At 65.5% G+C, this 10,483-nt stretch carries 7 protein-coding genes; 3 read left to right on the plus strand and 4 right to left on the minus strand.

The genetic code is table 11. The annotated features are described in order from the left end of the window. Nucleotides 1-63 precede the first annotated feature (63 nt). From E3T55_RS02485 to E3T55_RS02495, 3 genes are read left to right on the plus strand one after another with little or no spacing between them, the layout of a single operon-like run. The gene (locus E3T55_RS02485) at nucleotides 64-954 is read left to right on the plus strand and encodes an ABC transporter ATP-binding protein (protein WP_194092211.1); all 891 of its coding nucleotides are present in this window, start codon (nucleotides 64-66) and stop codon (nucleotides 952-954) included. Further along, on the plus strand, nucleotides 951-2,249 hold the full coding sequence (locus tag E3T55_RS02490) for an ABC transporter permease (protein WP_134517973.1): 1,299 nt from the start codon (nucleotides 951-953) through the stop codon (nucleotides 2,247-2,249). Before E3T55_RS02485 ends, E3T55_RS02490 begins: the two co-directional genes overlap by 4 nt. 46 nt (nucleotides 2,250-2,295) lie before the next feature. Next, a complete protein-coding gene (locus tag E3T55_RS02495) occupies nucleotides 2,296-3,000 on the plus strand; it encodes a TetR/AcrR family transcriptional regulator (RefSeq protein ID WP_241992797.1) in 705 nt (234 codons plus the stop codon). Nucleotides 3,001-3,013: 13 nt separating this feature from the next. On the opposite strand, the gene E3T55_RS02500 is transcribed toward E3T55_RS02495, so the two are convergent. From E3T55_RS02500 to E3T55_RS02515, 4 genes are all read right to left on the minus strand, one after another. After that, nucleotides 3,014-4,222, minus strand: a complete 1,209-nt coding sequence (locus E3T55_RS02500; protein WP_134517975.1) for an EAL domain-containing response regulator — start codon at nucleotides 4,220-4,222, stop codon at nucleotides 3,014-3,016. Further along, the gene (locus E3T55_RS02505; protein WP_134517976.1) at nucleotides 4,219-5,514 is read right to left on the minus strand and encodes a response regulator; all 1,296 of its coding nucleotides are present in this window, start codon (nucleotides 5,512-5,514) and stop codon (nucleotides 4,219-4,221) included. Before E3T55_RS02505 ends, E3T55_RS02500 begins: the two co-directional genes overlap by 4 nt. Nucleotide 5,515: 1 nt before the next feature. Beyond that, the gene (locus tag E3T55_RS02510; RefSeq protein WP_134517977.1) at nucleotides 5,516-8,416 is read right to left on the minus strand and encodes a PAS domain S-box protein; all 2,901 of its coding nucleotides are present in this window, start codon (nucleotides 8,414-8,416) and stop codon (nucleotides 5,516-5,518) included. A gap of 205 nt (nucleotides 8,417-8,621) precedes the next feature. After that, nucleotides 8,622-10,136 (minus strand): HNH endonuclease signature motif containing protein, encoded by a 1,515-nt coding sequence (locus E3T55_RS02515; RefSeq protein ID WP_134517978.1) that lies wholly within the window; start codon nucleotides 10,134-10,136, stop codon nucleotides 8,622-8,624. Nucleotides 10,137-10,483 lie beyond the last annotated feature (347 nt).

Below are 10,483 nucleotides of genomic sequence, written 5' to 3' on the forward strand. Positions count from 1 at the left end.
GTAAAGTGCAGTAACTGCAAAACGCGGCTTCCTGCCACGGCAGCGGAATGAGGATGGAACGAGATGTCAGCCGACCTGGTAATTGACGCACGCGACCTGGAGAAATCCTATGGGTCGGGATCGAGCCGCTTCGACGCGCTCAAAGGGGTGTCCCTGCAGATCGCTGCCGGCGAAACCGTCGCCATCGTGGGCAAGAGCGGATCGGGCAAGTCGACCCTGATGCACCTGCTCGCCCTGCTCGACGAGCCCGACACGGGCACCGTGCAGGTCGCCGGCAAGGAGGCCAAGGCCCTCTCCCGCCGCGAGATCAACGAACTGCGCAACAAGGAGTTCGGCTTCGTCTTTCAGCAGTTCTTCCTGACCCCGAACGTCTCCGTGCTCGACAACGTGATCCTGCCGCTGAAGATCGCCGGCATCCGCGGCAAGCAGCGTCGCACGCGCGGCCTCGAGGTGCTGAACCAGCTCGAGCTCGCCGATAAGGCCGATAAAAAGGCCACCACCCTCTCGGGAGGCCAGAAGCAGCGTGTGGTCATCGGCCGCGCCCTCGTCAACAACCCGCGGGTCATTTTCGCCGATGAACCGACCGGAAACCTCGACACCGCCACCGGCGCCGTCGTCGAGGATATTCTCTTCGACCTCAACCGTGAGCAGGGCATCACGCTCGTCATCGTCACCCACGACGAGGACCTCGCCGCCCGCTGCGACCGCCAGATCTACATTCGCGACGGCCTGATCGTTCCCGGCGGCGCCGTCCACAGCACAGACCACAGCACAGACCACAGCACAGACCACACCACGGACCATGTCGGCACCCACACCGGCGCGCACAACCCGACCCACGCGGCCGCACACACCGGCGCCCACTCTGGCACCGCGCACCCCGGCGCCGACGCGACCGGCCCCACTGCCAGCACCACCCCGGCCAGCACCACCAGCGTTGGAGACGCGTCATGAGAACCCAGGACCTCGTCGCAACCGCGATCTCGAACACCTTCCGCAGCAAGCTGCGCACGACCCTCACCGTGCTGGCAATCTTCGTCGGCGCCTTCACGCTGACGCTGACCAACGCCGTCGGCGCCGGCGTCTCCCAGTACGTCGACGCCCAGGTCGGCGCCCTCGGCTCCCCCGACGTGTTCATCGTGACCCAGGCCAGCCAGGCGGCATCCGCTGATGACGGCCCGGTCGAATACGACCCGAACGGCTCCGCGATGGTGTCGAGCAACCAGGGCCCTCCCGGCACCACGACGCAGGCGCTGACGGATGCCGACCTCACCACGATCAGTGACACCGCCGGCATCGAATCGGTCGACCCCGTGCGGTCCGTGCAGCCGGACTACATCGAGAACGGCGCCGAGAGCGGAACCCAGTACGAGTTCAGCATCAACGCGACCTCCGCCGTCACCACCGCCGACCTCACGGCGGGCGCGCAGCTCGACGGCGGCTCGTCCGAAGCCGAACTCGTGCTGCCCGACACCTTCGTCACCCCGCTCGGGTTCGACTCCGCAGAAGACGCGGTGGGGGCATCCGTCACCATCGGCATCACCGACATCCTCGGCGAGAAGCACACCGTGGATGCGACCGTCGTCGGCGTCTCGCTCGAGAGCCTGCTCGCGGCCGGCGCCGGCGCCAACGACGCCCTGATCGCCGAACTCGCCGAAGCCCAGTCCGGCGGAATCGACACCGCCGTCACGAGCTACGGCGTGGCCATCGCGCACTTCGACGACACCCTCTCGGCCGAGCAGATCACCGCGCTCAAGGCCGACCTAGCCGCCGCCGGCTACACCGCGAGCACGATCGAGGACCAGCTCGGTGCCGTGCAGACCGTGATCACCGGCATCGTCGGCGTGCTCAACGCCTTCGCCGTGATCGCGCTCATCGCCGCCGCCTTCGGCATCATCAACACACTGCTGATGAGCGTGCAGGAACGCACCCGGGAGATCGGCCTGATGAAGGCCATGGGCATGAGCGGCGGCAAGGTCTACACGCTGTTCAGCCTCGAGGCCATCGTCATCGGCTTCCTCGGCAGTGCAATCGGCGCCGGCGTGGCCATCGGTCTCGGCTCGATCCTCAGCAACGTGCTCGCCGACGGGCTGCTCTCCGGCCTGCCGGGCCTCAACATCCTGCTGTTCGAGCCGGCATCCGTCGCCTTCGTCATTCTGCTGGTCATGCTGATCGCGTTCCTCTCTGGAACGCTGCCGGCCCAGCGCGCGGCGAAGCAGAACCCGATCGAGTCCCTGCGCTACGAGTAGCGCCCAACCCGACCGAATTGATCACCACACGATGACAGGACACGGCGTGCCCGAGACCACCACACCCACCACGCGCGAGAGCAAGCACCAGGCAACCGCCCTGCGCGTGGAACGCAACGCGGTGCGCCTTGTCCTGCAGCACGGTTTCGACAACGTCACCGTGGACATGATCTGCGAGGCGAGCGAGATCTCGCAGCGCACCTTCTTCAACTACTTCAAAACGAAGGATGCCGCGGTGATCGGCGCCGAGCCGCCGCACGTCGATGAGGCCCAGGCCCGGCAATTCATCTCGTCGGATTCCGACCTTCTCGCCGAACTGCTCACGCTCATGACCACGATGGCGGCGAACCTCAACTTCGACGAGAAGCTGCTCACCGACCGCATCATGGTGTTCGGGCAGAATCCCGAGCTCATGCACAGGCAGATGGAGCGGATGGGCCGCATCACCACCGAGGTGACCGAGCTGGTCTACCTGCGGCTGAAGCGCGCGGCCGGGGCCACATCCGGCCCGACCGGTTCACCTGTCAATGAGCCGGACCTGCGCGACCAGGCCGAGCTGCTCACCCACGCGATCATGGGGGTGCTGCGGTTTGTGGCGATGCGTTGGATTCCGACGCCCGATATGCCGCCCGTACCCGGGGCATCCACTTCAGACGGCGTCAGCGCAACTGACGCCGACCCGGCCCCGAGCCGCGAACAATCCCTCGAGCACGCTCTGTCGCTGCTGCGCCGCACCCTGCGCACGCCGTAGCGTTGACGCCACGTCAGAGCGCGGATGCCGCGAGCTCCACGCGACGTTGGTTCCAGACCTCGATCCAGGCGACCAGATCGTCGGCGGGCATCGGCCGGGCGATGAAGTAGCCCTGTGCGATATCGCAGTGGGTACGGCGCACCAGGTCCCAGTCGTCGCGGTCCTCCACGCCTTCGGCGACCACCTCCATGCCCAGTTGCTTGCCGAGGTCGAGGCTCGCGTGATACATCGCGAGTGCCGTGCGATCCCGCGTGGCGCCGTGCACGAAGCTGCGATCTATTTTCAGCTCGTCAAAGGGGATGTCGCGCAACTGCGTGAACGAGGAATGCCCGGTTCCGAAGTCGTCGATCGAGAGCCGAAAGCGTTTCAGGCGTAGTCGGGTCAGAATCTCGAGCGGGGCGCGTTGGTCGAGCATCAGGCGACTCTCCGTGACCTCCAGGATCACGTCTTGCGGCGCGACACCGGCCGTGTTGGCCGCGCTCGACACGAAATTTGCGAAGGTGACCGAGGAAAAGGTCTCCATGGACAGGTTGACCGCGACGCGCAGGTGCAGGCCCTGTTCGTGCCAGATGCGTGCCTGATCCATCGCGGAGGCCAGCACGACCCCGGTGAGGTCGAGGATCAGGCCGTGCTCTTCGGCGAGGGTGATGAATTGGTCGGGGTACACGAGGCCCTCGACGGGGTGCTGCCAGCGCACGAGCGTCTCCACCCCCACGACGGTACCGCTGCGCACGTCGACCTTGGGCTGGTAATAGTTCACGAGTTCGCCGTTGTCGATCGCGGCCCGCAGGTCGGCCGGCTCGAACACGCGGTCGGCAGCGAGCGGCGCGACCGCCGGCCTCCACTTGTCAACCATCGCGGACAGTTGGGCCAGCGGGACCGGCTTGCCCAGGTGCCCGAGCACCGAAATTCGGTGCGCCATGACGAGCTGCACCGTGGTCTGCAAAACCCGCTCGTCTTCGCCGCTGACAAGGATGATGCTGCCCGTGTAGTGATGCTCTACAAGCTCCCGCACAAACTCGATGCCATCCATGCCCGGCATATTGAGATCGAGCAGGATCAGATCGGGTGGTTCGGGCGCGTCAACGAGTTCGAGGGCGTCGAGTCCCGATTCCCGCGCGGACACGTCCGTGAAGCCCAGGCCCCCCAGCATGTGCGTGAGCAGCTTGTGCATGAAGGGCTCATCGTCGAGCACCAGGATGCGAATATCGGCCGCGTTCACGAGGTCACCGTCGGCACCGCGGCCGGGGCCGCTGCGGTACAGGCGTCGAGAAACGCGAGCACCGCGCGAAGCTCCTGTTCGAAGACCGGACGCAGCAGGGCGAGGGTATCGAGGCGCCCGGCCTTGCCGGCCACCTCCAGACGATCGCAGAGGTCGCCCAGTGCAGCCGCGCCGACCGACCGGGACGACGACTTGAGTTTGTGCGCCTGGGCACCGACGCCCACGGTGTCGTCGGCCTGACAGGCGGCCACCAGGGCCGTGCCGATCAGGAGTGCGCTGGCGCGAAAGTCGGTCAGAAAGTCCAGGATGACGGCCGGATCATTGCCTACGAGGCTTTCCAGCATGCTGACATCGACGGCAGGCGCCGCCGCCGAGCGCGCGACGGATACATCGGGCAGAAAGGCGGGCACGGTCGCCGGCAGGGCCGTCGGAGCACCGTGCGGCAGCCACCGGGCCAGCATCAGTTTGAGCGTCGCAAGCTGCAGCGGCTTGGTCAGGTAACCGTCCATTCCGGCCGCGATGCAGCGAGCCTCCTCCCCCTGTTGGGAGTTGGCCGTGAGGGCGATGATAGGCACCTGGGTGGCGCGCGGTTCGCCCCTGGTCTGTTCGTCGGCGCGAATGGCCGCGGCCAGCCGAAATCCGTCGAGACCCGGCATCCGCAGATCGCTGATCACGAGCGCGTAGTCACCGCTGCGCCAGCGCTCTAGGGCGAGCACCCCCGTGTCGACGACATCGGCGGCCCAGCCCAGCAGAGCCAGCTGCCGCACCAGCACCTTCTGGTTGGTTTCGTTGTCTTCGACCACGAGAATCAACCGCCCCTTGAGGATGGCCTCATCGCGGGCCGGAGGCTCGAAGGTTGCCTCCTCGCGCACGAACAGGCTCGGCACGTGGTGCGGCTCGGGAAGGTGCCCGGCTGCCTCCACCTCGCGGTTGACCAGCAGTGCGTCGATGGCCGCGTAGAGCTCCTGATAGCGCAGCGGCTTGGTGATGTAGCCGTCACATCCGGCCAGGCGAGACCTGTCCTGATCGGCCTTCATCGCCATCGCCGTCAGGGCGATGACCGGAATCCCCGCGGTCGCCGGGTCCTGCTTGAGCAGGGCCGTGGCGGCGAGGCCGTCCATCCCCGGCAGCTGAATGTCCATGAGAATGAGCTCCGGCTTTTCGGAGTGCGCGAGCGTCAATCCGGTTTCCGCGTCGGCGGCCGCCAACACGGTGTGCCCGGCCCGCGTCAGCAGCAGGGTCGCCAATTTCATGTTGGTGCCGTTGTCTTCAATCACGAGTACCCGGGCCATGTCAGGTCAGACTAATCGAGAGCAGGGCGCGCTTGACCTCGGCTATGAAACTGCCGCGATTGAAGTCGGCCTTATCGATGACCTGCACGATCTGGCCGCGGCTCTGGGTCAGAGTAGCGTGATCGGCCGCCGTCACCTCACGGGCCGTGATAACCAGAATCGGTATGCTCGCGGTCTCCGCGTTGCGCTGCAGGGCTTCAACGACGTCGAAACCGTTCACGCCGGGCATATTCAGATCGAGCAGGATCAGGTCCGGGCGTACACGGCCAGCCAGAGCGATGGCTTCACTGCCTCCGAAGGCCCGGACGACGGCGTAGGCGGGGCTGGGCATGAACGCGGCCAGAATCTCGACGGCGTTGGGGTCGTCATCGACGACGAGAACCGTGTGCGTGCGATCGGGGGTCGGGCCCATTCCGAGACGGGCGAGGGATTCCTTCAACGCCACGCGCCCGATTGGCTTCTGCAGCACGGCCGAGGCGCCGCGGCTCAAGGCCATGTTGTTGTCGGCGACCCCGGAGATGACCACGACCGGTATGTGGGCCAGGCGCGCATCATCCCGAATTCGCAGCAGAAATTCCCAGCCGTCCATCCCTGGTAAACGGATGTCCAGGGTGATCAGTACCAGGGGCTGCTGCGGGGCGAGAATGAGTGCCGACTCGGCGCTGTCGGCGATGACGACGTCGTACCCCTCGGCTTCGAGCAGGAGCCGCGCGAGTTCGGCCGACGGAGCATCGTCTTCGATGACGAGCACCGCGGCCCGGGCCCCGTCGGACCAGACCCCGTCAGACCGACCCGCCGTCACGGCCGGCGCCGAATCAATGCTTCGATGCACCGGCAGCCAGGCCGCGAATCGTGCTCCCTCGCCCTCGAAGCTTGAGACGGCGACCGAGCCGCCGTGCAGCTCGGCGAGCTGCTTGACCATCGCGAGGCCGAGGCCGGTGCCCTCGAACCGGCGGGCCAGCCCACTGTCAATCTGGCTGAAAGCCTGAAAGAGCTTGGTCATGTTGTCGTGCGAGATGCCGATGCCGGTGTCATCGACGCAGATCTCGAGAAATTCGTCATAGTCGCTATGGCTGAGCGGAAAGTTGTGCACCGGCCAGCCGCCCGCGAGCGTTCCCACCATGCTGCGCGGCACCCGCCTGGCGCGCAGCACGACGCGGCCGCCCGGGTGGCTGAACTTGACGGCGTTCGAGAGCAGGTTGTACACGATCTGCTTGGTCTTGCGCAGGTCAAGGTGGGGCACGCCGAGCGTGTCACCGATTTCGACGTCGAGCTGAATGCTGTGCGCGGCAGCCTTGTCGCGCACGATCGACAGGCTGTTGAGCAGCAGGCTGTGCACGTCGACCTCCTCGAGTTCGACCGCCATCATTCCGGCCTCCACCTTCGAGAGATCGAGAATGTCGTTGATCAGCGACAACAGGTGCTGCCCGCTCGTGAAGATATCCCCGATGTACTCGTACTGGCTCTCGGTCATCTCCCCCATCAGTCCGTCTTTGAGGGCCTCCGAAAAGCCGATGATGGCGTTGAGCGGGGTGCGCAGCTCGTGGGACATGGTTGCGAGAAATTCGCTCTTCATCCGGCTGGCGTGTTCAAGTTCGATGTTCGTCTCTTGCAACGCCCGTTCGAAGCGCTTGACCTCGGTGACGTCGCGGGCGGCGGCGAACACCCCCTGCAGGTTGCGGTCGCGGTCGTGGAAGGTCGCCGCGTTGTACGAGACCACCGTTTCGACGCCGTTCTGGGCGCGCACGGTCAGTTCGTAGTTGCTGACCTTGTTTTCGGTGAGTACGCGCTTGATCGCGGCATCCGCTCGAACCGGGTCGGTGAAGAAGTTGCGGCAGGGAGCCCCGATCAGTTCGTCGCGGGTGCGACCGGTCAGGGCGATCATCTGCTGGTTCACGTCGGAGATGATGCCCTGCGGGTCGGTGGTCATGAGCGCGTCAATGTTCGACTCGATCAGCGACCGGGTGTAGAACTGCTGGTCACGCAGCCGCTGGTCGAGCAGCGCCTGGGTCGCTTCGACCTGCTTGCGTGCGGTGTTGTCGGTGCCGATCAACAGGTAGCCGATGATGTTCTCCTGCGCATCACGCAGGGCCGTCACCGAGACGATGGCCGGAAAACGGCTACCGTCTTTACGCACGTAGGTGAGCTCGTAGATGTCCTCGATGCCGCGGGACGCCTTGAAGACGAGCGCTTCGAACCCGGGGGTGATCGGGGTGTCGAGCTCGAGGCTGAGCTCCGATGCCCGCATGATCAACTCCTGCGGGTCGGAGATGTCGGCGGGGGTGATGCGGTTGACGACGTCGATGGCCGCGTAGCCCAGCATCCGCTCGGCGCCGACATTGAAGATCTGGATGACGCCGTGCGCATCCGTCGCAATACTCGAGAAGTTGGCACTGTTGAAGATCGCGTTTTGCAGCGCACCGGCCTTCAACATCTCCTCCTCGGCGAGTTTGCGGGCCGAGTTGTCGGTGCCGATCACGAGGTAGCCAATGATGGTGCCGTCCGCATCCCGCAAGGCCGTCACGGAGACGAGCGCGGGAAACCGGCTGCCGTCTTTACGCACGTTGGTGAGCTCATACATGTCTTCCAGCCCGCGAGAGGCTTTGAACACGAGCGACTCAAAGCCGGGTGCAATCGGCTCGTCGAACTCGGCGCTCAGCTGCGCGGCTCGCTCGATCACCTCCTGCGGATCACAGAGGTCATCGTGGGTGAACTGATTGACGACCTCGTCGGCGGCGTAGCCGAGCATCCGCTCTGCACCCACATTGAAGATCTGGATGACGCCAGCGGCATCGGTCGCGATGCTCGAAAAGTTGGCGCTGTTAAAAATGGCCTCCTGCAGCGCACCGGTCTTCAGAAGAGCGCTGTGGCGAGCGGCCTCGGCCGCGTCATCTCCGAGCATCAGGGGCCTTCCGCAACACGAGGTAGCGAGCGAGGGTCTGCCCCGCACCGGAGCCGATCAGGGCAACGGATGCCTCTACGTTTTTTATATCACGAATGGCCCCCATTCGGGGGATCGTGTCCGGAACGCAACCGCGGATTCGCGTCACAGCCTCCGGGGCAGGTGTCGCGAGTAATTCACTGGTCGTGGGCGCGGGCATTGCGGGTTAGCTCACGGCGCGGTTAGCCCGATGACTCTGGGCAGGGCGCCACGTCTGGCTCGGATCAATCCACGCGGGGCCGAGTACTTCGGGCCTGCCGTGGGTCATGCGGATTTGCCATCCGGAGGTGTCGATGGCGTGGTGATGTCGATAACAGAGGCAGACCCCGTTGGCGACTTCGGTTTTGCCGCCCTGGGCGTAGCTTTTCACGTGGTGGAGTTCGGTCCAGTACGCCGGGATGTCGCAACCCGGGATGATGCAGCCGCCGTCGCGAGACATGATGGCTTTGGTCATCGCTGGGGAGAACGCCCGCCGCTTATCGCCAACGCGCAGCACCTCGTTATTCGGACCGAACAAGATGGGGATGAACCCGCCGCTACAGAGGGCCTGATCCACGGTCGTGAGCGAGACCGGGGCCTCAACCCCGTCGATCCAGCCGACGCCGCGGCCGGCGTTGAGGTCGACCGCGTTGACGTGCACGGTGACGGTGGGGGCGGAGCCGCCCATCACTCCGGCTTTGGGGTCGCGGGCGGCTTCGCGGACCATGTCGCGCAGAATGTCGGCCCGCTTTTCCCCGGCGGGGCGACGGTCGATGTCGACGACGTCGGTGTCGGGCACGACCTCGGACCCGTCGGACCCGGCCCGCTCGGTGTCAGGCACGACGTCGGACCCGTCGGCCCCGGCCAGCTCAGCCGGCCCGGCGGTGGGTAGAAACTTCACCGTCGCCCGCGCCGACAGCCGCGACGCGAAGTACGTCTCGAACTCGCCGCGCAGGTCGGGGGTGACGCCGCCGAAGATTCGGTAGAGGCCTCGTTCGAATGAGCCGAAGCTGATGTTGCTCTTGGCCTCCCGAGCCTCTTCCTGGGGTGCGATGCCGTCGGGGTCAAGTCGGGCCTGCCACTCGTGTACCAACACTCGCATCCGATCGGCCGGCAACGCGATACCGGCACCCGGCAGCCCTGCGGTATCAGCATTGAGTGCGCCGGTCGCGTTGGCTACCAAGACTCGTTCGGCGAGGTGCAGGTCCGAGGGGTCGGCCTGCCGGATGACCTCCTGCAGGCCTTTCACGATGATCTCGGCCGAGTCCACGCCAATCTCGCCCGCGGCCAGTGCCGCACTCACGGTGGGAAACACGGCCGGTCGCAGCTGTCCCACCTCGGACCGCACACCAGTCAGCGCTCCGAGGCTGATGCGGCGCTTCACCTCCCGCACCGACACATGGGTGACACTCATGATCAGGTCGAGCTTGCCCGTGCACCCCATGCGCTCAGACAGGCTGGCGGTACCGCCGTCGTACTCGACGTCAGCACGGCGGGCGACATCCGCTGTTGAGGCAACGCGGGCACCATCGACGCGGCGGCCGAGCTGCTCAAGACCATCAAGAAGGGCGAGCGACTCATCATCGGCGACCAGTGGGAAGACGATCCCTTCGAGAGCGTCGGCGAGCTGCTCGGTGATGTGGGCGAGGCGTGAAACCGGATTGTGGTCGGCATCTGTGTCCGACGGGAGTGTCTGTGACATATTCTCAGTTTACTCCTGAATGAAGACAAATACCAGAGAATCTCAAGAACTTTTTCTGACTCTGGTATTTATCGACACCCCCCCAAGTAGCGGCCTGTTCGGCCGGGTGACCGTGCTGCACCAGCTCCCACTGTCGGAGGCCGAAACGCATCTTTTCAACCCGAGCCTCTCACCACCCACCGACACCCCACACCCCACACCCCACGCCCCACGCCCCACGCCCCTAATCAACGATGAAAAGCCGCGCGCTGGCCTTGCCCCCGGTTAGTGGACACGGGTTAAGCGGCGAGTTGAACTTCCGCGGTCTCTGACGAGTATTGCAGTTCGAAGGTGACGGGGGTGACATC

This window comes from Cryobacterium frigoriphilum, from assembly GCF_004403305.1.
Taxonomy (GTDB): domain Bacteria; phylum Actinomycetota; class Actinomycetes; order Actinomycetales; family Microbacteriaceae; genus Cryobacterium; species Cryobacterium frigoriphilum.

Excerpts from the sequence above, each read along its gene's own strand:
- E3T55_RS02510 (WP_134517977.1), bottom strand. The coding sequence starts at position 8,416 with ATGCTCGGAGATGACGCGGCCGAGGCCGCTCGCCACAGCGCTCTTCTG.
- E3T55_RS02515 (WP_134517978.1), bottom strand. The coding sequence starts at position 10,136 with ATGTCACAGACACTCCCGTCGGACACAGATGCCGACCACAATCCGGTT.
- E3T55_RS02485 (WP_194092211.1), top strand. The coding sequence starts at position 64 with ATGTCAGCCGACCTGGTAATTGACGCACGCGACCTGGAGAAATCCTAT.
- E3T55_RS02505 (WP_134517976.1), bottom strand. The coding sequence starts at position 5,514 with ATGGCCCGGGTACTCGTGATTGAAGACAACGGCACCAACATGAAATTG.
- E3T55_RS02490 (WP_134517973.1), top strand. The coding sequence starts at position 951 with ATGAGAACCCAGGACCTCGTCGCAACCGCGATCTCGAACACCTTCCGC.